This window comes from uncultured Mucilaginibacter sp. (assembly GCF_903913935.1).
Lineage (GTDB): Bacteria > Bacteroidota > Bacteroidia > Sphingobacteriales > Sphingobacteriaceae > Mucilaginibacter.
The window spans coordinates 1-23,173 of the sequence record NZ_CAIWNH010000244.1 but is presented as its reverse complement, the minus strand read 5'-3'; the positions used below and the strand labels follow the sequence as shown (position 1 = coordinate 23,173).

The following is a 23,173-nucleotide window of genomic DNA, read 5'->3' as shown; positions in this document are numbered from 1 at the left end:
AATAAAATCTCTATAAATTACTGACCGTAATTATTTTATCTATAATTTTATGCAAATAAACCTATAATCCATCCTATGGAAACCTTAACCCCCACACCTCAACACGCGGAGCTTACGCTAAAAGTGGACTGTATCAGCCCATTTGAAAACATTGCACTAGCATTTTCAGGCGGCGGCTTTCGTGCCGCCTCATTTGGCATGGGCGTCATTTCTTACCTCAACAAAGTTGAATTTAACGGCGATGACGACCCGCTTAAAGGCAATGTGCTATTAAACCAGGTGACTTATATGTCGTCGGCATCCGGCGGAACTATCCCGACAACTTTATATGCGTTGTATAATGCGCAGGGTAAATCATTTAAGGATTTTTATGTCAAGCTGTTCGAATGCTTAACCGGCGATTTCCTGCTGCAAAACGCGCTCGAGATACTTTCAGATCAAAAAAGATGGCGCAACCGCCCCGACAAAAGCCGCAATATTATCAATGCTTTTTCGATGGCTTATGATGAATATATTTTTGAAGGCGCAACACTCCACTCCCTTTTTTATAATAATGAAACCGGCCACCTGCAGGAAGTTTGCTTTAATACCACCGAGTTTTATACAGGCCTATCTTTCAGGCAGGACCGTAAAATGGTAGCAGACACTTCGGCAGACCCTTATTTTAAATTTGGTAACGAAAATATTTTCCTTAGCCAGCTGGTTGCCGGAAAATATAAAATAGGGGATGTGCTTGCTGCTTCGTCTTGTTTCCCGGCGGGATTTGAGCCAATTGTATTCCCCGAAGATTTTACGCACGAAGGTTTAACCGAAGATGAACTGAAAAGCGGGCTCACAATGATTCCGCAAACAGGGGATAAACAGGAATCGGCGTTTATAGCCGAAAAAAACGTCGGTTTTATGGACGGCGGCATTACAGATAACCAGGGCCTGCAAAGTATGATGTATGCCGATGGCCGCAGGCAAAGGCACGAAACTACCTTTAAACCCTTCGACCTGATGCTGGTGAATGATGTTGGAAGTTATTTTATTAAGCCTTACGTTAACCCGCCGCAGCCTAAGCATAGCGGCATCAGTCTGGGGGGCTTAAACTGGATAGCTACACTCTTCTTTTTGGTAGCAGCAGGCTGTATCGGGTATGGGTTTTATTGCCATTTGGTTTGGATGGGAATGGTTGGTGGAATTTTAATTGTGCTGCCGGCCTTGTTTTTATGGGCGGTTTCCTCCTTAAAAAGTCAGATACTGGGCACGTCATCGCCCTTGTTAAAATCCTTTACCGAAAAGATCATCAGGTTACTGATCCATTATTTTACAAAAACACCCCTGGTAGTGCTGAAGCAAATGATGCAGGCAAGGGTAGAATCGGTGCTGCTGCTGAATATGAGTGTTTTTTTAAAGCGGATAAGGCAATTGCTTTATAATACCTTTTACGGATCGCCGCAATGGAAAAACCGTGGTAAAGGCAACCACATTTACGACCTGGCCTTTTCCAGCGATCTGTACCGCAAAAAGAACCCGCCGCCTGCGCCGTATTTAAACCCCAGCCGGGATATACAGATTGTTGCCCAAACTGCTTTTAACATGGGCACAACGCTTTGGTTTGATGAAAGCAATATGCACCAGCAGCATAGCATGGCCTGTATAATAGCCTGCGGGCAGTTTACCACCTGTTATAATTTGCTTACTTATATCGAAAGGCTTTTTACCACGCCATCGGCATATGATGCCGCTTACCTGGGCAGGTTAAACAGCCTTAAAGCGCAAATGGCAGCAGACTATGAACATTTTAAAACTGATCCCTTTTTTATGTATAACCAATATGGCCTGGACTACCAGATCAACAACTTTAAGCCATTAAGTGTGAAGGATATTCCTTTTCCTGAAAATTGGTAAGGGCAGGCTGATGCCAAGGCATTGGTAGCGTACCGGATGCTTTAGAATCCTGCAATGAGGAACGGTGAGCGATGGGGTGTCATGGTGAGGCACTCGAACCACGGTGCGGTGGGCTGATGTATGCCCGGTGGTAGATGGTGCCGTAAGCATGGCGTTAATGTATGGCGTATAGGCCTTTGCCCGCTATGGTTCGAGTGCCTCACCATGACACCCTTTTTGCATTGTAATGTATCGCCGTATCACACGATACCGCAGTACAACAATACAGCAATTTTGCTAACTATGCTTCTCCCCGTATCCTGAAAACCATCCCCTCCATATCTTTACTGATCCTTAACTGGCAGGCCAGGCGGCTGTCGTAGCCGGCATCGGGCAGGGTATCCAGCATGTCCAGTTCTGTTGATGTGGCATGGAAATATTTTTCGGGTCCTTCCAGCACCTGGACGTGGCAGGTAGCGCAAAGGGCCATACCGCCGCAGGTAGCAAGTACATGATGGTCCGATGCTTTTAAAATTTCCATCAGGCTGAGACTGATGTCTTCGGGAATTTCAACCGGCCGTCGGCTCCCGTCGCGGTCCTCTATGGTTATATTAATCATTTTTTTGAGTTGAGGTAAAAGGTCAAAGGTGAAAGGCAAAAGGTGCGGCCGTTTAAACCTTTCACCTTTATCCTTTCGCCTTTAACCCGCTTAAAAAGCAGTAACACCGTAAACGGTAGTATATTTGAAACTTAATTTCTGGTCGGGGTAAACATGTTTAAAGGCGCTTTGTGCCATCAATGCGGCTTCATGGAAACCACAGAGGATCAGTTTTAATTTGCCGGGATAAATATTGATATCGCCAATGGCATAAACGCCTTTTACATTGGTGCTGTAGTCCACCGTATCCACCATAATAGCCGATTTATCTACATTCAAACCCCATTCAGCAATCGGGCCGAGTTTTGGGGTGAGGCCGAACAGTGGGATCAAATGATCAGCTTCAATCACAGTCGTCTCGTTATCCCTGCCGATCACTTCAACCTGCTGCAAATGCCCGTTGCCTTTGATAGCGTTGATATGGGATTGCAATATGAGGTTGATCTTCCCTTCAGTAGCCAGCTCAAAAACTTTTTCAGCAGAGTCTGGCGCGCCGCGGAAGGTATCGCCCCTGTGGATCAGTGTTACTTCTTCGGCAATATCAGCCAAAAATATGGTCCAGTCAAGGGCTGAATCGCCGCCGCCGGCCAATACTACTTTGCGGCCACGGTAGGCTTCAGGGTTTTTTACCATGTAGGATACGCCTTTACCTTCAAATTGCTCCAACCCATCAATTACAGGTTTACGCGGTTCGAAGCAGCCCAGGCCACCGGCTATTACCACCACTTTGCTGTGTACTTCGGTATCGTCGCTGGTGCGGGTAACAAAGGATCCGTCCTCCAGCTGAAAAAGTTCGTTAACACGCTCACCTAATGAAAAGCCGGGGTGAAACGGTTCTATCTGTTCCATCAAACCATCCACCAGTTGCTGGGCGTTGATGGTTGGGAAACCCGGAATATCATAAATAGGTTTTTGGGGATATATTTCTGAAAGCTGCCCGCCAACTTGTGGCAGTACATCAATCAGGTGGCAGCGCATTTTTAACAGGCCTGCTTCAAAAACAGCGAATAAACCGACGGGCCCGGCGCCTATGATGCAAATATCAGTAGTAATTGTTTTCATCTGGTTGTTTCAATTAACAACTAAAGGTCAGTGTTATTATAACATAAAACTAATGATAAATAGTAATCAGCGATTACTTTAAGTTATAGTTGGCAAGGCAGAAACGCTTGAAAAGCTCAATGAGTTTGGTGTTTTTACCCTGGAGCTGGATAAACTGGAAGGTGCGGAAAATATCGAGTCCTTTGATATCAATGATGGTTAGCTCATTATACTTTAACTCGCTGATAACGGATTGTATGGAAAGAAAGGTTGCTGTTTCGGAGTATAGCAGGTATTGTTTAATGGCGATACTGCTTTCCAGCTGTATCTCTATCTGCAAATTTTTTGGGTTGATGCCGATGTTGGCGAGGGCGTTAAATATAACATCAAGTGTACCCGAGCCGGCTTCGCGCAATACCAGGGGGATGTTGAGCAATTGTTTTGGGGTGATCTCGGCTTTTTTTGAAAGTTGGTTATTGGCTTTTGTTACCAGCACGATCTCATCTTTAGCAAAGGGCGCGTAGGCGATCTGCGGGTAATGGGCAGCCCCTTCAACTATGGCGATGTCAATTTTTTCGGCCAGCACCTGCTGGGTAATTACATCGGTATTGGCCTGTGTAAACGTAAAGTGAACGGCAGGGTATGTTTTTTTAAACAAGGCGAGTAGTTTGGGCAGGATGGTTTGCGCTACTGTTGTACTTGCACCAATGTGTAAAGTGCCTGCTTCCATGTTATTCAGCTGGGCCAGCTCGGTTTCCAGTTCGGTATAAGTTTGAAAAATCTTTTCGGCATACTGGGTTAAAATCTTCCCGGCGGTGGTTAAAACGATGCTGTTGCCGTTGCGCATAAACAATTGCACATTCAGCTGATGTTCCAACTCTTTAATATGCTTGGTAACCGCCGGCTGGGTAATAAACAATTCAGCAGCCGCTTTAGTAAAGCTCAGCCTCTGTGCAACCGTGTAAAATACTTTCAGGCGGAAATCGAATATCATTGGTGCTAAGGTAAGCGGAAAAGCTGAAAGCAGAAAGGCGAAAGCTTAAAGGTAGAATGAAAGCAGCAACTAAACCACTCAAGCTTTATGCATTAACCTTTCGCCTTTTACCTCTTCCTCGCGGTAGCAACAATTACAATACCTCCAATTAACAATATTCCCCCAAGGTAGGGTGGCCAGTTTACTGTTTTTTCTCTATCTGCACTTATTTGGATAGGGCCGGCATCAACAACTTTTTCTTTTTTGGTGTAGGTAAAGCCGGTCCATATGATCATTACTGCTCCGATGATGATTAATGCTATCCCGATGGTCCTGTTCATTTTTAATATTTTTATTACAGAATAAATAAAAACAGAATTTTGTTTTGACCATCATCGAATAAAAAAGCCGCCACGGGAAAATCCCGCGGCGGCAAACCAAACGATTTATTAATCAGATTGTGCTATCTGGCATCTTGCTGCCACAAGCCGGTTACTTTGCTCACTTCCTGGTAATTATTTAAATTAACATGATGTGCAAGCATAAATATGCCGGCTTCGCCCAAAATAGTAACCACTTTAAACTGTCGTGTCTCGTCATTATAAGTGCTTAACGTAGGCAGGGTAGCTGTAGGGTCTGTCTGAATAAAGAAATAATGTAAAGTTACCTGGCCCATTGCCGGTACAAATTCATAGTTATAGGTATATCCAAACGAGGAGTCGAACTGGTACGGCAAAGGCTCCCATTGGTTTGGATTGTTTATCGGGCTCGGCGTAAAGTATACTAACACCATACCATTATTCAATACGTCGGCATTGATTTTTGCATTCGGGCGTACATAATACCTGGTAAAATATTCGGTATAGCTGCCGGGGCTTGTTTCATAAACATACTGCGAGTTCCACAACCAATCGCTGCCCTTCAAGGTAAATACATCTGAAAATACATTTGCATTTTTTCCTGTCGGCCCGGTTGGTCCGGGGTTTCCCGGAGCGCCTGCGGGCCCTTTTAGTGTAACCGGGATGCCCCAGCCTGATGCAGTTTTAGGGCCATATAAAAATGCCGTTACCCTGTCAAGGTAATAGTCGCCAAGGGCGCCGGTTGTAGCAGCCGGTGCTACGCCTCCGGCATAAATTTTACTTCCGGCGGCGCCTTTCGGCCCGGTGTTGCCCGGAGCGCCGGTGTTACCTTTTAACGATAATCCGCTCCCCCAGCCCGAAGCCGTTTTGGGTCCGTATATGGTGCCGTTAAGCAGGTCGAGATAGTAAGCGCCAACCGTGCCATAGCTTGCAGCAGGTACGGTTGTGCCTCCATAAAGTACATACCCGGCCGCCGAGGTCAGCATAGTGATGATCGATGGCGAATTTGTAGCTGCTATGTCCTGCGGGATAACTTTTGTGTCTTTGTGACAAGAGGAAAAAATTATCGCAGCAGAAAATAAAGTGTAAATATTGAATATAAGCCGTTTCATAATGTCATTTTTTTGGTGAATAAATGTTAAATGGAATATATTCTGTTATTTCTGTTCCCGGATGTCCTGTTGCCATAAGCCCGTTATCCTGCTCACCTCCTGGTAATTATTAAAATTGACATGATTTGCCACTGCCGATTTAAATGCCCTACCGGTTATCGTTATAATTTTAAACTTGCGGGTTTCATCATTATAAGTACTTAATGTAGGCAGGGTAGATGTAGGGTCTGTCTGGATAAAGAAATAATGGAGTGTTACCTGTCCGACTGCTGTAACATACACATAGTTATCCGTAAATCCGAACGAGGAATCGAACTGGTATGGCAGCGGCGCCCATTGATAAGGATTGTTTAAAGGGCTTGGGGTGAAATATACCATAACCAAGCCTGTATCAAGCACTCCGGTAGTAACTGAGCTGTTATGGCGAACGTAATACCTTGTAAAATATTCGGTATAACTGCCGGGGCTTGTTTCGTAAACATACACCGAATTCCAAAGCCAATCACTTCCTTTAACAGTAAAAGTATCAACCTTTATATTGGTGGCTCCTCCCGGAGGGCCTTGAGGGCCAACCGGGCCTTTCGGACCAGTCGGGCCGGTAAGGCTCACCGGTACAGGCCAGCCTGTAGCGATTTTAGGACCGTAAAGTAGAAAATTTTGGGTGTCGAGGTAGTAGTCGCCAATTACGCCGGTAGTTGCTGAAGGCATACCTGTGCCGCTGTAGATCTGGCTTCCGGGAGTGCCTGGCGCACCGGTGGCCCCTGTAGAGCCTGTTGGCCCTTTAAGGGAATATCCTCTTCCCCAGGATGTCGCTGTTTTGGGGCCGTAAACATACCCGTTTGTAACGTCAAGGAAATAATCGCCAACTGCCCCTACAGCAAGCGTAGGTAGAATGTTACCGATATAGAGGATGCTGCCTGAAACTGTAACCAGCTGGGTAATATAGGAGCTGTTGCTGATTTTGGCAGTATTTGCGGGATTAACACTGCTGTTTTTATTGCATGAGGCAATAATGGTAGCAGCAAATAGAAAGATTAGAAGGTAAAGTGTTAGCCGTTTCATGATTTTTTGATTATTGGTTTTTAATTTTTTTTCGGGTGATTTTTTCCTGCTCATTTATATGTTGTTTTAATAAGATCACGAGCCTGGAAGTAACCCTATTGCCGTTATTTATATTATTAATATTCAGTAATTTATTTAGGTCAAAAGTACCCGGTATGAAATGGCCCGCAAAGCCGTTTATATCACATATTCATATGGTTTTTTTGACCGTATTCTGGTATTGTTAATTATTAAGTTAAAAAAAGCCGATACGGAGACCCCGTACCGGCAAACCAAACTAACTAACTGTATCTCTTACGTTTGATTAAGCGGTGGCCGGTTACCTAAAATATATACTTCTAAATTACCGGCATCTCCCGGGCCTCAATTATTTAATTGCTTTATCCTGTAAAGCTACAATGTGCATAAGTGGCTGTCAATCACTGTTTATAGTGATTTTTATATTAATTATTATACTGAATTAATAGCTTATTAAATATTGATGTAAAGAAACGGCGTATTTAAAAAGGGGGCAAGCGTAATACTACCTGAATATAGTGCGGGAATTACCCGATATTTTGACTTAAGGCTATTGGAAAGCAGGTGTTGATGGATGAAATGCTTTAGGCTGAATTAAATTGATAGAATGGAGTTTTATTTTGGTATTACAGTCCCCTTATTACCGAAATTACAATTCTGTAGCCGTCCGGATCCTCAAAAGTGATCCCGTTCTTTTCCCAATAAGGGTTTTGCGGTTTAACATGTTTTACGTTATTGATGATGAACCTTTTTTTGATCTCGGCAAATTCGGCCAGGGATGCAGCATAAAAAACCAGCAGATCGTCATCATCCGGGTTGTGTTCTGGCTGTTTGTCCGACATTGTAAACTCCATGTGCCAGCTTTCGCCCGGTAAACCCATAAATACGCCGTTGTAGTGGTGATGGTCCTTAAAGTCGCCCAATACTTTCAGGCCCAAAATGCGGCCGTAAAAATCCATAATGCGGTTTAAGTCTGTAGTATGCCTGGCGATCCTGAATTTCATTTATATAATTATCAAAGCTAAACCATATCCTGGTATGTAAAAGTTAAATCGTTTTTTTTATATCAACCCTGCTAATTTAATTAAACTGTTATGGCTGAACAATAGTTCAAATAGTATTGCCAAATATATTAAGGCTAATAGGGTGTTGTTTGTCGTTAAAAAAGTATTGGCTACCTTTGCCTTAGGGTTTTTCAAACACCTAACAAACTGATTTGATAAAATTTCCGTATTTATATCATATTAAACAAAGCCGGGTTACAGCTGATGGATGCAGGAAAGTATATTGAAAGCGGTGTTTTAGAGGAATATTGCCTGGGCTTGCTGGGTGAGGAGGAAGAGGCTTATCTTATCCAAATGGCGATGCTTTATCCCGAAATTAAAGCGGAGTTGACAGCGATAGAAAACGCCATGGAGAAACTGGCGAAAGTAATTGCTGTTGAACCCAGCCCTTTAGTTAAACAAAAAGTACTTTCGGCACTTGGATTTGAAGATTCCGGGATGCTAAATATTGACGATCTCCCGGTAATCCGTCATGCCGGCGACCCCGAACCCTGGATACGCTTATTTACTCACTTAATTCCTGATGAGCCGGCAGAAGATTTTGTAAGCCACCTGATAAGAGATGATGAAGACGTTCAGCAAATGCTGGTGATCAGCAAAGCCAATGTTCCCGAAGAAGAACACGGCGATATGCTGGAAAGCTTTTTTATTTTGCAGGGGCGCTGCGAATGTACTATCGGCGAAGACTTTTATGCTTTGGGTCCGGGCGATTTTGTGGAGATCCCTTTACATAAGAAGCACGATATAAAATTGGTAACACCCCATGTTACCGCTGTTTTGCAGTACAGGTTTGTATAAAAAGCCTTTAAAACCTAAAATGCCTTAACCCCCTTTGGATTTATTTTGAGGATATTGCCTTTGGCATCAAAATTCAAACTATCCAAACAAAGTTCTCTTAGTACATAATCTTTTTTTTGTGGATGGATGCGGTGATACAGGATGTAACATTGTTTGTTTACTTTAAAAACAGTGTGATGACCGGGCCCGTAAGTACTGCTATCTGCTGAGGTGGAAAGAATGGGATCATATATTCCTTCTGTCCATGGGCCAAAAGGGGTCTTCCCGGTTGAATAGCGAACCTGGTAGGTGGCGTCTATCGCTTTTCCCTGGGAGTACATCAGGTAATAGATCCCGTTTCGTTTTACCACATGCGGCGCTTCAAAATAGTGGGGCGGGGTAATGTCCCGCGGTGCGCCATCAAAGGTCACCATATCTTTTTTCAGTTTAACTGCCATACAATGCCCTTTTATCCAATTAAATCCCGAACCCCAGTACAGGTAGGTCTGCCCATCGTCATCAATAAAACAATCCGGGTCGATATTATGAACAGCGGGGTAATCTTTAGCGGTGACTAATGGGGTATTATCAGCTTTTGCATTACGCCATGGGCCCAATGGGTGTTCACTTACACCGGCCCAAACTTCGCTGCCAACAGCTACATACATGTAGAACAAACCGTTAACTTTTCTGATAGATGGCGCCCAAACCATTGACCCGTTAGATGTTGGACTGGTGCAGGCTTTTTTGGTGGGCCAGTTGATATGTTTTTGTGTGAAAGTTTTGAAGTCTTTGGTTTCCAAAACACCAAGCTCGTCAGCGCCCCAGGGGTCGATGGTAGCGTAAATATACCAGTTGCCGTTATCCTTAATAATAGTTGGGTCGGCGAAATAGCCCGGTACAATAGGGTTTTTAATGAAATTTTGTTGAGCGGCTGATCTTAAATTTATGCCTGATACCAATATGGTCAACAATATAATTGACAACGACCCTTTAAACTTGAAAATTTTGCTCGACATATGACTATCTCTATAATAAAAATGTAAATATAACGGTTAATTTAAAATACCCGGTTGAAGTTGAAGTGAACTCAGGGAAATCGCTTTTAAGTATACAAGCCGTAAATAAAATAATGTATCGATGGTAACTGTATTTATAAAATAGCAAACTTGATGGTGATTACCGTATAGCGATGGATTTGAAACCCGTCGCTATGGAAAAAGCCACCTTTAAATTCTAAAAGCGATTTCCCAAAAGGGAATTGATTTTTTGTACCGGAATATTACAAATTGCTATCTAAAACTTACCTTGGTAGATTAATATAATCTGCATTGAAATAAGCTATGAAGAACATGTTAAAAATCGCTACGGCTCAATTTGAACACAAAAGCGGCGATAAAGAAGCCAACCTGGAAACTATCCGCCGGCTTGCAGCAAAAGCCGCCGGCGAAGGGGCTGATGTAATTGCTTTTCATGAATGCTCAATTACCGGATATTCATTTGCGCTTAACTTTTCGCTGCAGCAAATGCTCGACCTGGCAGAGTTTATCCCGGACGGCCCATCAATTAAAAAGTTAACCGAAATTGCTGCAGAATATAACATCGTAGTATTGGCGGGGCTTTTTGAGAAGGATGCCGGTAATAAAATTTACAAGCCCTACGTTTGTGTGGATAAAAACGGGCTGGTTGCCAAATATCGTAAGCTGCACCCATTCATCAATAAGCATATCACCCCCGGAAATGAATATGTTGTGTTTGATCTCTATGGATGGAAATGCGGGATATTAATTTGCTATGATAATAACGTTATTGAAAATGTAAGGGCAACAGCTTTGCTGGGCGCCGAGATTATTTTTATGCCGCATGTTACCATGTGCACCCCATCAACCCGGCCAGGAGCTGGGTTTGTTGACCCTGAGTTATGGGACAACAGGGTGGCCGACCCGACCTCACTTCGGCAGGAGTTTGACGGCCCGAAGGGAAGGGAGTGGCTGATGAAATGGCTGCCCGCACGGGCCTACGATAATGCTGTTTATGCAGTTTTTGCTAACGCGATAGGCATGGATGGCGAGCAACTGAAAAACGGATGCTCGATGATCATCGACCCTTATGGCGATATCATTGCTGAATGCCGCGAACTGGATAACGATATCGCGATAGCTACACTTACACCCGATAAACTGCAACTGGCAGGCGGGTACCGCTACCGTAAAGCCAGGCGTGCGGATTTATACAAAGACATTATAGGGAAAGACCATGTACCGGAACAAAAAGTGGTCTGGCTTAATAAAAACAACTAAATATAAGATCACCACTAACAGCGGCGGGAAATACTAAGCATTTTTCTTCTTTGTAAAAAATCAGATAGAAAGCCCCTTTCCTGTAAAAATAATTGTCATTAATACATTTTAAATTATACCTTTAACGTGCCAATTCAAACTGTTATGTTATACCATATGCACTCCATGCTTTTCCACGGCCTTAAACGTTGCGGGCTATTAGTTTTTTTAGTGTTATTTACTGCCGGAGCGCTGTTTGCCCAGCAAAACCGTTGGAAGCCAAAACCTCCTGGTGTACCTTCCGAAATTCAGGTAACTCCCTACAAAACTACCATGATCGCCAATGGTAAGGATGAGGCCCTTATCAACATAAAAATTATTGACAGCAAGGGTGATAGCCTTGCAAATGCGCAAATCCCGGTGGTATTGCACTTAAGCGGCGACGCAAAAATTGTAAACATCATGGATGCAGGCGATTTCGCTGCTATACCGCATACTGATACTACCTGGCAAATAAATCTGCATGGCAGCTGCCGGTTGATCTTACGTGCCGGAACAACGCTCAGTAGAATTAAACTGGAAGCAAAAGCTGATAGTTTATACACCGGTTCAACAGAGATTCATACGGTGCAACTGGGGATAGCGCACGTGGTTACCCACGATAAATACAAACCCAAAAAAATAAGCGGTAAAATATTGGGTGCGGATATTTCCTTTTTACCGCAACTGGAAAGCCGGGGTATGAAATTTGCTGACGAAGGTGTTCAGCGTGACGCTATGGAGATTATGAAAGCGCATGGGTTTAACTACATCCGGCTGCGGATATTTGTGGACCCGGCACAGCCCAAAGGTTATTCGCCGGTGAAGGGTTTTTGCGGCCTGGAGCAAACGAAGCAAATGGCCAAACGCATCAAAACGGCCGGTATGAAGTTTTTACTCGATTTTCATTACAGCGATTACTGGGCCGATCCGCAACAGCAAAACAAACCTGCCGCCTGGGTTGGCGAAGATTTCCCGGCATTGAAAACATCACTTTATAACTATACAGTTGATGTTATGCAGCAGTTAAAAGACCAGGGAACAACGCCGGATATGGTACAGGTAGGTAATGAAATTAACCACGGCATGATATGGCCCGATGGTGCCATTGGTAGCCTTGACAGCCTGGCGCAGCTGATATACGAAGGCGTGAAGGGAGTAAAGCAAGTTAGCCCCGAAACCATTATTATGCTCCATATTGCGCTGGGCGGTCAAAATGCCGAAGCCAGGTTCTTTTTAGATAATATGAAAGAGCGCAACGTACCTTTTGATGTGATAGGTTTATCTTATTATCCGAAATGGCACGGCACTCCTGCCGACCTGAAATATAACATGGCCGACCTGGCCAAAAGGTATCCGCAGCAGGTAATGGTGGCTGAATATTCGCAGCTAAAACGCGAAGTGAACGATATTGCTTTTAATGTGCCCAATGGAAAAGCGGTGGGTTCTTTTATTTGGGAACCGAAAAGCACCTGGGAAGGCATCTTTGACAAGGATGGCAAAGCCAATGATTATTTAGATGTGGTTTACCCGGAGATAGCAGGGAAGTATCTGAACCACTGATTTAAATGATTTTTTTGATTTAGCTTAATAATTAAGATTTACGAAGTTTCCCCCACATTACCGGTTTTTCGCCGGTTACTTTTTCCATCAGGCTGATAAGGGTATAACAATTATCGCGCACCTATTCATCGGGGAGGCCCGCTAAAAAGCTTTCTACTGGCACATCTGTCAGTTTGGTTTCGGCCATGGCAACTAACAAGCTTAAGCGTATTTTATATAGCGAATAACCAAATTTACTATTTGGTTGTAAATAAAAGTATTATTTAAATTGATTTTAATTGATCGATCCAAAAACCCTTTCGCTTTTTTAAAGGTTATATTTAAATAACACTAAAGCTATGAGACCCATCTGGAAAGGTTCACTTGGTTTTGGCCTGGTTAGTATCCCGGTTAAATTATACACAGCTGTTGAAAGCAGTTCGCTTGACTTTGATATGCTGGATGGCCGCGACCATGCCCATATCCGTTACCAGCGCGTTAATGAAAATACACATAAAGAGGTGCCTTATGATCAGATTGTTAAAGGCTACAAACTAAATGACGACTATGTAATAGTAGACGATCAGGATTTTGAGGATGCAGCTCCAGAAAAAAGCAAGGTCATCGAGATTGAAAGTTTTGTGGACATAGCCGATGTTAACCCCATTTATTACGAAACTTCCTATTACGCCGAACCGGACACCAAAAACAATAAAGCCTATGCCTTACTGGTTGAGGCACTGGTGAAATCAAAGAAAGCGGGCCTGGCCAGGTTTGTATTGCGCACCACCGAATCGCTATGCATTGTACACCCGGTGGAACATGCGCTGGTAGTTACCCGGATTCGTTTTGCGCAGGAGATCCGCAGCATGGATGACCTGAACATAGCAAAAGACGTTGCAGTAAGCAAAAAGGAACTGGACGTCGGCACGGCCCTGATCAACCAATATGCCGAACATTTTGATGTTTCGAAATTTAAAGATGAATATAATGACGAGCTATTAAAGATCATTAAAGCCAAAGCAAAGGGGAAACGGGCAGCTGTTAAGAAAATGACGCCGCCCAAAGCTACCGGCGACGGCCTGTATGAACAACTGATGCAAAGCTTAAATAATAAAAAAGGAGCTTAATGTGAGTTTGCTTGATTATTTCAGAAAGCGTGATTTCAAAAAATCCGCCGAACCACAAAGCGGCAAAAGCAGAGCAAAAACTTTATCTTTCGTGGTACAGCGGCACCATGCTTCGCACCTGCATTATGACTTCAGACTGGAGCTTAATGGCGTACTGAAAAGCTGGGCCGTGCCAAAAGGCCCGTCGATGGATCCAAACGACAAACGCCTGGCCATGATGGTGGAAGATCACCCCTATGACTATCGCAACTTTGAAGGAATTATCCCAAACGGCAATTACGGTGCGGGAGTAGTTTTGATTTGGGATAAAGGCACCTATACCTCGCTTGCTGAAAACCGGGAAGACGATGTAAAAACACTGCGGGCCGGGCTAAAATCAGGTAATTTAAAATTCAGGCTAAAAGGCGAAATTTTAAAAGGGGAATTTGCCCTGGTAAAACTACATAACGCCGAAGATAATTCGTGGCTGATGATGAAGCATAAAGATGAATTTGCCCAAACGCCTTTTAACAGCGAAGACCTGGTACCCGAAAAGATAAAGGCGCTAAAAAACAACAAAGACGGGAAGGCAAAGACCTTGCTATCGTCAAAAAAATTAAAAGCCAAAAAAAACAGCCCCGAAGATAGCGATACTGACGCCGAGAAAGACGCTGAGCCGGCGGCAGGCAAACCTTATTTGCCAATGATGGCAAAGCTGGAGCCCAAAGTATTTGATAATACCGACTGGATATATGAACGCAAACTTGATGGTTACCGGGCCATTGGGTATACGGGAAGAAAAGCTCGTTTGATCTCGCGGAATAATATTGATTTCAGCAAGGACTATACCAAGATTGTGGATGAATTGAAGGGGGTTAAGCAAAAGGCCATTTTGGATGGGGAATTGGTTATTGAAGACAAAAGCGGTAAAAGCAGTTTCCAATATATTCAGCAATATGAGGGCGATACCCGTGAACTGAAGCTAAAGTATTGTGTTTTTGACCTGCTGAACCTTGATGGGTACGACCTGCGCAGCATGGAGCTGGTCAAGAGGAATGAATTGTTAAAATCTTTACTGAAGTTGATTGACTCGAAAAATATTTTTTATAATGAGCATATCGCAGAAAAGGGAACTGCTTATTTAGAAAAGGCAAAGAAAGAGGGCTGGGAAGGGATTATAGGTAAATACAGCTATAGTTATTACCTCAGCGGTAAACGTACTGACCAGTGGCTGAAGTTCAAACTCCAAAATTCGCAGGAGGCAATTATTTGCGGGTACACAGCCCCTGATGGTTCACGCAAGCATTTTGGCTCGTTGGTACTGGGGATTAAGCCCGGAGAGAAATTACAGTATATCGGCAATTGCGGCACCGGGTTTAGTGATGAAGGAATTAAGGAGCTTTATGAAAAAATGCACCCGCTGGAGACCGATCAAAAGCCATTTGACGAAAAAATTAGCCGGCGGAATAAAATAACCTGGATTGAGCCCAAATTGGTTTGCGAGGTATGGTATACTGAATGGACGGCTGATAAGCATCTGCGGCACCCGGTATTTAAAGGTTTAAGGATGGATAAAAAATCAGAAAAGGTAATTATGGAAACACCCGATACACAGCTGGCCGACGAAGAGGTTATCGTCATCGGTCGCAAAAATTTGAAAGTTACCCACCTGAATAAGGTTTTCTGGAAAGAAGAGGGGATAACCAAGGGGCAGCTAATCAATTATTACAGGGATATGGCGGAGTGGATAGTCCCTTATTTAAAGGATAAGCCCATATCCATGCGCCGCCAACCAAACGGGACCGCCGACCCTGGTTTTTTTCAAAAAGATACCGATACCGCTCAACTGCCTGATTTCATCAAAACCGAGGCGCTTTATTCGGAAAGTAATGATAAAAACATTCATTACATTATTGGGGATGATGCAGCAACGCTGTTGTATATGGTGAACTTAGGCTGCATCGAGATCAACCCATGGCTGAGTTCGTATAAAACTCCGGAAAATCCGGATTATATAGTTATTGATCTTGATCCGCATGATGTTCCATTTAGCTATGCTGTTGATGCGGCACTAAAAACGAAAGAAATTTTTGAACGCATGAAACTTGATGCTTTTATAAAAACTTCCGGGTCAAAAGGCCTGCACATTTATTGCTACCTGGGTGCTAAATACGACTATGATTTTGTAAAAATGTTTGCAGAATACGCAGCAAATTTGATACATGCCGAGCTGCCGGATACTACCAGTGTAGAGAGGAGCCCTGCAAAACGAAAAAATAAAGTTTATATCGATTTTTTGCAAAACCGCCGCGGTCAAACCATCGCCTGCCCTTACTCGGTAAGGCCAAAACCGGGTGCGACAGTATCAACCCCATTGCATTGGCACGAGGTAAACAATAACCTTAAACTTTCGGATTATACCATTTTTAATATAAAAGAGCGGGTAAGTAAAATTGATGATCCATGGAGGAAACTTACCCAAACAAAGGCAGACCTAAAAAAGGCGTTGGAGTTATTCAAGGAAGCTTGATCCGCACGCTGATAAAAAACAAAAAAAGGCTATTCAAATCAAATAGTCTTTTTTTGTGAAATGGCTGTACCCGCTCAGGTCGCTGTTGGTCTTCTGATCAGCCCAAGCACAATAGAAATAAGCGCGATGATCAGTAAAATGTGGATCAAGCCGCCAATGGCCATAAACAAAAATCCGATGGCCCACAATATCACCAGGATAAAGGCCACGAGGTATAATATTGAGTTCATGATAGATGTGTTTTTTTAATGATTTATAGATATTAGCTATAATAACCAAAGCACCTAAAATGTTTTGTAGGACCAAAAAAACTTAGTCAACTTAATCAACCTAATCTAACCTAATCAACTCAATCAACCAACCAATCTACAACCCCAGCCATTTCTTCTGTACCACAACTTGTTGTGGCGTTGGGTTGGGAAGTGCTTCTACTTTAAAATTAACCTTGTTGTTCTTTAGCAGGGTAACCGGAAGTGTTAGTGGCAGGCCGTCGCGTAGCACAGTTACGGTAATTTTATCGCCCGGTTTTTTGTCGTTTAATATGGTGGCTACATCGGTCACTGGTGTCCCGTCGACTGCGGTAAGTTCGTCATTCACATTAATGCCGTCAATCCATGCCGCGCTTCCGCGAAGCACTGAAGAAATTATTTTTTTAGGATTGTTAGCGGCAAAGGTGATACCGAGCGTTGGATCATTGGTATTTGCCAGTTCGTCACTAACCTTGTAACCCGCATATCCCAGGTAGTGATTGTAATCAATAGGGGCAAGGCCGGTTACATATTTTGCATAAAAATCATCCAGGTTTTTGCCTGCAAATTTTTCAAGTCCCTTTTTAAATTCAACGTCTTTATACCCGCGTTTTTTACTTTTGTAATAGGTGTTGTACATGTATTTCATTACATCATTGAGGCAATATTTTCCTTTTGAATCATTGATGATCTCCAGGTCGAGCAGGGTAGCTACTTCCGCGCCTTTGTCGTAGTATGAAATAGTGGTATTGTTTGAATTTTCGTTCGGGCGGTAAGCTTTTATCCATGCATCATAGCTCGACTCGGCCAGCGGTTGAATTTTAGCGCCCGGCTGGTTTTCCATAACGCTCATCTCGGCGGCTACGGTGGTCAGGAAAATATCAGGTGTGATCAGGTTGGCATGTCGTAAAACCCGGTTTTGGTAATAAGCCGTAAAACCTTCAGCTATCCAAAGGTCAGTGGTGTAATTTTCATTATCATAGTCAAAAGGCCCAAGCACAATTGGGCGCAGGCGTTTTACATTCCATAAATGAAAATGTTCATGAGCAACAAGCCCTAAAAAGTTACGGTACCCGGTTTCAGTGGTGTAACTATCTCTTGAGGCACCTAACGTGGTAGAGCTTAAATGTTCTAAACCACCGCCCCCGCGGAGGTAATTATGCACAATAAAAATATAATGTTTGTTAGGGTTTTCGCCAAATACATTGGTTTCTGTTTCAATGATTTTCGCCATATCTGTTTTAAGGCGTTCTTTGTCATAATTTCCGCCGCCAACCATACAAACTTCATACTTTACCCCAGCAACATCGAAGCCGAAAATATCCTGGTTGCCAATTTCAATCGGTGAGTCGAATAAAATATCAAAATTGGGTGAATGACGTATAAACGGATCATTATTTACCATATCCAAACTGGTGGACACTTTTGCCCAGCCTTTGTACGGCACAATATGGATAGTTGATGGCAGGTGGAGCATTTTATCAGGGTAAATAAATATGCCCGTTGTTGAAAGGAATCCATGCGATGCATCAACAAAGCTGGTGCGTACCGAGATCTCAAAACAATAAACCCTGTATTTAACATTGATAGCCGATAACCCGGCAGTATTGATATGCCAGCAGCTTTTGCTGATTTTGGGTGATGCAATCGTTTTGCCATTTGTGGATACGCTGAAAGATTCGATGTTTTTCGCAAACTCCCGCACCAGGTACGACCCGGGTGTCCATACCGGCATTTTAAGGTCAAGGCTGTTTTGGTGCAAGCCCGAAATATTCATTTCAATATCTGCGTAGTGCGCCTGAGCCTCAGGGAAAGTTACGGTATAGGAAATATGGGCAGTCCCCGTTGATTTGGTTGCCTTACTTGTATTAACATCCATAAAAAATAGCATTATTAATAAAACGGGTGCTAACTTAATTGTTTTCATTGAGATGAGCAGGTTTTGAAACCCGGTAAGCCGGGAATAATTTATCAAACAGTTGATTATTTAGTTTACGTTGTCAATAGAGGGCAATTTATAAAAAATTTGGTGTCTGGGCCCTGATTGGTTTGTAAAATACCTGACACAATGGGGGCTGGTTGATTAGGTTGACTAAGTGAGTAGTTGATTGCGTTTGGCCGTCAAACATCACCAATTTTGGTCGGCTAAAAATCGGTGTAATCACAAAACAATCGGTGTAATCCGGGTAAAAAAATAAAAAGCAGTACAGAATTTTTTAAATTGACTGAAAAAGCTATTTTTGAACTCAATGGCTAACCGATTTAAAAACTGTTTGTTGATCGACGACAATTACATCGATAATTTTGTTACGAGTAAAATTTTGGAAGCCAGCAACTTCGCCGACAATGTTACCGTTGTGCGTTCGGCACATGAGGCGATAAGCGCTTTAAACGATGGGACAGTCAAACCCGATGTCATTTTTCTGGATGTAAGGATGCCTGGTATGGGCGGATTTGAATTTTTAGAAGACTACGACAAAATAAATATCGACAAAACGGGCATCAAAATATTTATGCTTTCATCATCCCTTGACCCGCTGGATATGCGGAAATCAACCGATAACAAATATATCACCCAGTTTATTCATAAACCACTTACTCAAAAAGCACTCGAAGAACTTAGCCAATGATCCTGGTAGCTGATAGCGGGTCGTCAAAAACAGACTGGTTGCTTAAACTTTCAACGGGCGAAGTAAAGCAATTTAGAACATCCGGGCTTAATCCCTATTTTTTAACCGAAAAAGAGATCGTAAAAATATTGCAGGAGCAGGCAGCTGATATGATTGTCTATGCGCCTCAGATCAGGGAAATATATTTTTTTGGAGCGGGTTGCTCCAGCCCGGACAGGCATGAAATCGTTTCCAACGCGCTCAGCCAGTTGTTTAATAAATCCTATGTCAGTGTTGATAGCGACCTTCTAGGCAGCGCCTACGCAACGTGCGGGGCCGAAAAAGGCCTTTGCTGCGTTTTAGGCACTGGTTCAAACATTTCGTACTTTGATGGGGCCGAGATCCATTCCGGTCAGCATGGTTTGGGTTTTGTTTTGGGCGACGAGGGGTCCGGCTCGTGGTTTGGCAAGGCTTTGATCACCGATTTTTTATACGGCAATATGCCGCCGGATATCAGTGAAAAATTTGATGAAGATTACCAAATTACAAAAGAAATTGTGATCAGGAATGTTTATCAAACGCCCAATCCAAATTCTTACCTCGCCGCATTCAGCAAGTTTTTAACAAAAATACGCAGTACCGATTATGGCCAGAACCTCTTGCACAAGGGTATGATTGAATTTATTGAGACCAACATAAAATGGTACCCTCAATACTATAAATTTAAATGCCATTTTGTGGGTTCGATTGCTTTTGTCTTTTCGGATGAGCTAAAAGCTGCCTGTAAAGTGAACGGCGTACATGTTGGTAAGATCATCCGCCAGCCAATACATGATCTGATGGAATTTATTTTGAGCAGGGAAGCCTTGTAATTTCGGATTTCGGAATGTCGATTTCGGAATGTCGATTTCGGAATTATTTAGTGATTATTTTCTTTGCAACAATAAATACTATCCCCAATAACGCCAGCAGGGTTCCAATTTTGGCCAGGTAATCGCCATAGTGTACATAAAAGGTAATATCTGAGTTCAGGTTAATGTTTTGTTTAATGGCGGTTCGTACCCACCATTTGGTTTGTTGTACCACATCGCCACGCTGGTTAATAAATGCTGAAATGCCGGTATTGGCAGATCGGCAAACCCACCTGCGGGTTTCAATGGCGCGGAGTTTGGCATAATCCAAATGCTGATCTTTGCCCGGCGTATCTTCCCACCAGCCATCGTTGGTGATAATAGCAATAAATTGCGAACCTTTTTTTACCGATTCAGCTATCCATCCGCCCCAAAGCGTTTCGTAACAAATTGCCGGCGTAACGCCAATGCCACTTTGCGCATAAAAAACCCCCGGATCTTTTTGGCCGGCATAGCTACCCGTTGCCCCGCCCAAATGTGCAAAAACAGGTTTTAAAAATGCCAATGCGGATGGAAAAGGTAAAGCCTCCACACCCGGAACCAGTTTGGATTTATGATAGATTTGTACCTCGGCCGAGTTTTCAATGTTTATAGCGGTGTTGAAACTATCAGAATATATATTATGCTCTTCGTCGTAAGTTGCTGTTGGTGTGGCCTGGTTATTATAGATCTTATAGGTTTCGGCGCCGGTTAATAAATTGCCGTTTTTATACTTATTTAAAAAATGCTGCGCTTGCTGAAAAAAGATATTGGTGCGGATATTATCCTCGTTGATCTCGTCCGCGATGGCTGTTTCCGGCCAGATGAAAAACTCTGTGTTTGCCTGTCCCAGCGAATCGGAAATATGGGTTAATATACTCAATTGCAATGATGCAGGCATTGTTGATTCCTTTGCATAGGGATCTATATTGGGTTGTGCCACTACAATATTTGAGGGGTTGTTTTGCTCCTGGTAATTATAATACGTGAACAATGAGTAGCTTATCGGTAGTATTAAAACCAAAACAAATACGGTGATCAGTTTTAATCTTGCGAATTTGTTTTGCCCCTCTTTTAGTCCGGTGTAAACTAAAAACAATAGTATGTTTATCGTCCAGATCCAAAGCGTTCCGCCATACACCCCGGTATATTCATACCATTGCACCCATTGGTGAGATACCGCCAAACCATTACCCAATGTCATCCAGGGGAATTTAAGATCCCAGCTTTGATTCAGGTATTCGTAAGCTATCCAAAAACAAATCAATCCAAATAAACTGAAGTTTCGGTTTGTTATTAACCGCAACCGATAATACAGCCAGCACGCGGTCGCCATTAAAAGTGGACCTAAGGAGTAGGGGATGAAAGAAACAGGTACGGCTACCACCTCACCAATTACTTTTAAAGAATTGTAAACCCAAAAAATGGATAGAATGTTCCAAACAAAAAAGCCGATAAAAGCGGTTCCGAATATTTTTTTTCCTTTTTTGCCTGTATTGGATTGAATGATATTTTCAATGGCAACCAGCATCGGCACTAATCCAACAAATAATAAAAAAGTAGTATAATGCGTAGGCGGCCAGGCTATCCAAAGCAGTAAACCGGAAAGCGTGGCTAACAGTATGTTTTTTTTCATTGAAATAATATCCCGTGGAAACGCTGCAAATGACGCAATTATTTTTTAATTGTTTATCAAAGGTGTACTTACTGCTTTTTAAATTTTTCTGAATTGAACGATCCTGATTTTCCTTTTGGTATGGATAACGAATTCCAATCAGCCCCGTCGATCATTTTCCCGATAAAAACGATCTGCCCAACATGATAAGGATAGTGTGCTAATTGCCGGTTTATGGCATCCACCACGCTATGGCGCTCATTGCGGATATAAATATCTTTATCCCAGTCATCTTCGCCGATTGAATTTAAGGCGTTGAACAGGCAATCCCATCCTTTATTCCATTGTATTAGCAATTCAGCGCGGTTAGTGATCACTGTTTCAAACTCGGCATCCCGGTTTCGCCAGTCTTTTTCGCCATCGCTGGTTAAAAAATCTGTCCAGCGCGAAAGCATATTGCCGGCCAGGTGCTGAACGATCATGGCGATGCTGTTGCTTTCCTCATTATATTGCCAAAACAAGCCTTCGTCATTCACCTGCCCGAGGGTTTGTTCGGCAAGTGTTTTGTAATATTCAAAGCGTTTGATCACGCTGGTTAAATAAGTTTTCATAAAAGCCTCACCTAAATCCTCTCCAAAGGAGAGGACTTTAAAGATTTGTTTCAAAAATATCTCGTAACAATCTACGCTGTTTTTAAGCCCTCTCCTTTGGAGATGGTTGGGTGAGGCCGCCCACACAAATCACAAACTCCCCCTTCAAAGGATGTGTTTCAAAATAAGTTTTTACTTCAGTAACGGTTCCTCTGACGGTCTCTTCAAACATTTTTGTCAGTTCACGCGAAACGGAGATCTGTCTTTCGGCGCCGAAATAAGTAGCCATTTCATCCAGCGTTTTTAATAACCGGTGCGGCGACTCATATAATATGATGGTGCGTTCTTCAGTTGCTAAAGTTTTATAGCGGGTTTGGCGCCCTTTTTTTAAAGGTAAAAATCCTTCAAAACAAAAGCGGTCGGTAGGAAATCCGGAGTTGACAAGAGCGGGGACAAACGCCGTCGCACCGGGCAGGCATTCCACCGCTATTTCATTTTTCAATGCTTCCCTTACCAGGTAAAAACCAGGGTCGGATATTGCGGGGGTTCCGGCATCTGAAATCAGCGCAATATTTTTACCTTCCTTTAAAAACCGGACGATCTCGTTGGTCGATTGGTGCTCGTTATGCTGGTGATGTGCAAATACTTTTTGATGGATATCAAAATGCTTCAGCAATGGCGCCGATGTACGCGTATCCTCGGCCAGGATCAGGTCGGCTTCTTTTAAAACCCTGATTGCCCTGAATGTCATATCCTCCAGGTTACCGATTGGGGTGGGGACTAAGT

Annotated in this window: 21 protein-coding genes; 8 read left to right on the top strand and 13 right to left on the bottom strand. The window is 43.1% G+C overall.

Going from position 1 to position 23,173, the window contains the following annotated elements; translation table 11 throughout:
• Positions 1–75: 75 nt before the first annotated feature.
• Positions 76–1,893, top strand: a complete 1,818-nt coding sequence (locus tag QZY09_RS09390) for a patatin-like phospholipase family protein (RefSeq protein ID WP_295671554.1) — start codon at positions 76–78, stop codon at positions 1,891–1,893.
• 280 nt (positions 1,894–2,173) lie between these two features.
• Here QZY09_RS09390 and QZY09_RS09385 read toward each other — a convergent pair whose 3' ends face one another.
• The 7 genes from QZY09_RS09385 to QZY09_RS09355 form a co-directional block, all read right to left on the bottom strand.
• Positions 2,174–2,491 (bottom strand): 2Fe-2S iron-sulfur cluster-binding protein, encoded by a 318-nt coding sequence (locus QZY09_RS09385; RefSeq protein WP_295671551.1) that lies wholly within the window; start codon positions 2,489–2,491, stop codon positions 2,174–2,176.
• A gap of 90 nt (positions 2,492–2,581) precedes the next feature.
• Positions 2,582–3,592, bottom strand: a complete 1,011-nt coding sequence (locus QZY09_RS09380; RefSeq protein WP_295671548.1) for an NAD(P)/FAD-dependent oxidoreductase — start codon at positions 3,590–3,592, stop codon at positions 2,582–2,584.
• A 73-nt stretch (positions 3,593–3,665) separates the two neighbouring features.
• Positions 3,666–4,565, bottom strand: coding sequence for a LysR substrate-binding domain-containing protein (locus tag QZY09_RS09375; RefSeq protein ID WP_295671545.1), 900 nt, complete (start codon positions 4,563–4,565; stop codon positions 3,666–3,668).
• A gap of 107 nt (positions 4,566–4,672) precedes the next feature.
• Positions 4,673–4,885 carry a hypothetical protein gene (locus QZY09_RS09370; protein ID WP_295671543.1) on the bottom strand — a complete coding sequence of 71 codons (213 nt, stop codon included), beginning with the start codon at positions 4,883–4,885 and terminating at the stop codon, positions 4,673–4,675.
• Positions 4,886–5,007: 122 nt separating this feature from the next.
• On the bottom strand, positions 5,008–6,015 hold the full coding sequence (locus QZY09_RS09365) for a hypothetical protein (RefSeq protein WP_295671540.1): 1,008 nt from the start codon (positions 6,013–6,015) through the stop codon (positions 5,008–5,010).
• 45 nt (positions 6,016–6,060) lie between these two features.
• Positions 6,061–7,077, bottom strand: coding sequence for a hypothetical protein (locus QZY09_RS09360; RefSeq protein ID WP_295671536.1), 1,017 nt, complete (start codon positions 7,075–7,077; stop codon positions 6,061–6,063).
• 644 nt (positions 7,078–7,721) lie between these two features.
• Complete coding sequence (locus QZY09_RS09355; protein WP_295671533.1) at positions 7,722–8,099, bottom strand: VOC family protein; 378 nt, start codon at positions 8,097–8,099, stop codon at positions 7,722–7,724.
• Between the two features lie 264 nt (positions 8,100–8,363).
• On the opposite strand from QZY09_RS09355, the gene QZY09_RS09350 reads away from it, so the two are divergent.
• Positions 8,364–8,957, top strand: a complete 594-nt coding sequence (locus QZY09_RS09350) for a cupin domain-containing protein (RefSeq protein WP_295671530.1) — start codon at positions 8,364–8,366, stop codon at positions 8,955–8,957.
• A 14-nt stretch (positions 8,958–8,971) separates the two neighbouring features.
• Here the strand turns inward: QZY09_RS09350 and QZY09_RS09345 are convergent, their stop codons facing one another.
• Positions 8,972–9,955, bottom strand: coding sequence for a family 43 glycosylhydrolase (locus QZY09_RS09345; RefSeq protein ID WP_295671527.1), 984 nt, complete (start codon positions 9,953–9,955; stop codon positions 8,972–8,974).
• Positions 9,956–10,279: 324 nt separating this feature from the next.
• Between QZY09_RS09345 and QZY09_RS09340 the strand changes: the two genes are divergently transcribed.
• The 4 genes from QZY09_RS09340 to ligD all read left to right on the top strand — a co-directional run bounded on the left by QZY09_RS09340 (position 10,280) and on the right by ligD (position 16,435).
• On the top strand, positions 10,280–11,236 hold the full coding sequence (locus QZY09_RS09340; RefSeq protein WP_295671524.1) for a nitrilase family protein: 957 nt from the start codon (positions 10,280–10,282) through the stop codon (positions 11,234–11,236).
• A gap of 144 nt (positions 11,237–11,380) precedes the next feature.
• Positions 11,381–12,817: a glycosyl hydrolase 53 family protein gene (locus QZY09_RS09335; protein WP_295671521.1), complete on the top strand. Its 1,437-nt coding sequence runs from the start codon at positions 11,381–11,383 to the stop codon at positions 12,815–12,817.
• Between the two features lie 338 nt (positions 12,818–13,155).
• Entirely contained in the window at positions 13,156–13,926 is a 771-nt protein-coding gene (locus QZY09_RS09330) for a Ku protein (RefSeq protein ID WP_295671519.1), read from the top strand.
• A 1-nt stretch (position 13,927) separates the two neighbouring features.
• Entirely contained in the window at positions 13,928–16,435 is a 2,508-nt protein-coding gene (ligD, locus tag QZY09_RS09325) for a DNA ligase D (RefSeq protein WP_295671516.1), read from the top strand.
• A gap of 74 nt (positions 16,436–16,509) precedes the next feature.
• Here the strand turns inward: ligD and QZY09_RS09320 are convergent, their stop codons facing one another.
• Positions 16,510–16,665, bottom strand: a complete 156-nt coding sequence (locus QZY09_RS09320; protein ID WP_295671513.1) for a lmo0937 family membrane protein — start codon at positions 16,663–16,665, stop codon at positions 16,510–16,512.
• A 136-nt stretch (positions 16,666–16,801) separates the two neighbouring features.
• Positions 16,802–18,610, bottom strand: coding sequence for a M61 family metallopeptidase (locus tag QZY09_RS09315; protein WP_295671512.1), 1,809 nt, complete (start codon positions 18,608–18,610; stop codon positions 16,802–16,804).
• Positions 18,611–18,932: 322 nt separating this feature from the next.
• Here QZY09_RS09315 and QZY09_RS09310 point away from each other — a divergent pair, with 322 nt between their 5' ends.
• Together QZY09_RS09310 and QZY09_RS09305 are read left to right on the top strand one after the other, a co-directional pair.
• Entirely contained in the window at positions 18,933–19,313 is a 381-nt protein-coding gene (locus tag QZY09_RS09310) for a response regulator (RefSeq protein ID WP_295671507.1), read from the top strand.
• Positions 19,310–20,164, top strand: a complete 855-nt coding sequence (locus tag QZY09_RS09305; protein ID WP_295671504.1) for an N-acetylglucosamine kinase — start codon at positions 19,310–19,312, stop codon at positions 20,162–20,164. The genes QZY09_RS09310 and QZY09_RS09305 overlap by 4 nt, the downstream gene beginning before the upstream one ends.
• Positions 20,165–20,207: 43 nt before the next feature.
• On the opposite strand, the gene lnt is transcribed toward QZY09_RS09305, so the two are convergent.
• The 3 genes from lnt to rsmI form a co-directional block, all read right to left on the bottom strand.
• Positions 20,208–21,818 carry an apolipoprotein N-acyltransferase gene (lnt, locus tag QZY09_RS09300; protein WP_295671501.1) on the bottom strand — a complete coding sequence of 537 codons (1,611 nt, stop codon included), beginning with the start codon at positions 21,816–21,818 and terminating at the stop codon, positions 20,208–20,210.
• 68 nt (positions 21,819–21,886) lie between these two features.
• Positions 21,887–22,462, bottom strand: coding sequence for a DUF1572 domain-containing protein (locus tag QZY09_RS09295; RefSeq protein WP_295671498.1), 576 nt, complete (start codon positions 22,460–22,462; stop codon positions 21,887–21,889).
• A gap of 28 nt (positions 22,463–22,490) precedes the next feature.
• A partial coding sequence (rsmI, locus tag QZY09_RS09290; protein ID WP_295671495.1) for a 16S rRNA (cytidine(1402)-2'-O)-methyltransferase occupies positions 22,491–23,173 on the bottom strand: 683 nt, incomplete at its 5' end.

Bases quoted from the DNA above. Each gene is read 5' to 3' on its own strand.
- QZY09_RS09390 (WP_295671554.1), top strand. From the start codon at position 76: ATGGAAACCTTAACCCCCACACCTCAACACGCGGAGCTTACGCTAAAA.
- QZY09_RS09385 (WP_295671551.1), bottom strand. From the start codon at position 2,491: ATGATTAATATAACCATAGAGGACCGCGACGGGAGCCGACGGCCGGTT.
- QZY09_RS09380 (WP_295671548.1), bottom strand. From the start codon at position 3,592: ATGAAAACAATTACTACTGATATTTGCATCATAGGCGCCGGGCCCGTC.
- QZY09_RS09375 (WP_295671545.1), bottom strand. From the start codon at position 4,565: ATGATATTCGATTTCCGCCTGAAAGTATTTTACACGGTTGCACAGAGG.
- QZY09_RS09370 (WP_295671543.1), bottom strand. From the start codon at position 4,885: ATGAACAGGACCATCGGGATAGCATTAATCATCATCGGAGCAGTAATG.
- QZY09_RS09365 (WP_295671540.1), bottom strand. From the start codon at position 6,015: ATGAAACGGCTTATATTCAATATTTACACTTTATTTTCTGCTGCGATA.
- QZY09_RS09360 (WP_295671536.1), bottom strand. From the start codon at position 7,077: ATGAAACGGCTAACACTTTACCTTCTAATCTTTCTATTTGCTGCTACC.
- QZY09_RS09355 (WP_295671533.1), bottom strand. From the start codon at position 8,099: ATGAAATTCAGGATCGCCAGGCATACTACAGACTTAAACCGCATTATG.
- QZY09_RS09350 (WP_295671530.1), top strand. From the start codon at position 8,364: ATGGATGCAGGAAAGTATATTGAAAGCGGTGTTTTAGAGGAATATTGC.
- QZY09_RS09345 (WP_295671527.1), bottom strand. From the start codon at position 9,955: ATGTCGAGCAAAATTTTCAAGTTTAAAGGGTCGTTGTCAATTATATTG.
- QZY09_RS09340 (WP_295671524.1), top strand. From the start codon at position 10,280: ATGAAGAACATGTTAAAAATCGCTACGGCTCAATTTGAACACAAAAGC.
- QZY09_RS09335 (WP_295671521.1), top strand. From the start codon at position 11,381: ATGTTATACCATATGCACTCCATGCTTTTCCACGGCCTTAAACGTTGC.
- QZY09_RS09330 (WP_295671519.1), top strand. From the start codon at position 13,156: ATGAGACCCATCTGGAAAGGTTCACTTGGTTTTGGCCTGGTTAGTATC.
- QZY09_RS09320 (WP_295671513.1), bottom strand. From the start codon at position 16,665: ATGAACTCAATATTATACCTCGTGGCCTTTATCCTGGTGATATTGTGG.
- QZY09_RS09315 (WP_295671512.1), bottom strand. From the start codon at position 18,610: ATGAAAACAATTAAGTTAGCACCCGTTTTATTAATAATGCTATTTTTT.
- QZY09_RS09310 (WP_295671507.1), top strand. From the start codon at position 18,933: ATGGCTAACCGATTTAAAAACTGTTTGTTGATCGACGACAATTACATC.
- QZY09_RS09305 (WP_295671504.1), top strand. From the start codon at position 19,310: ATGATCCTGGTAGCTGATAGCGGGTCGTCAAAAACAGACTGGTTGCTT.
- lnt (WP_295671501.1), bottom strand. From the start codon at position 21,818: ATGAAAAAAAACATACTGTTAGCCACGCTTTCCGGTTTACTGCTTTGG.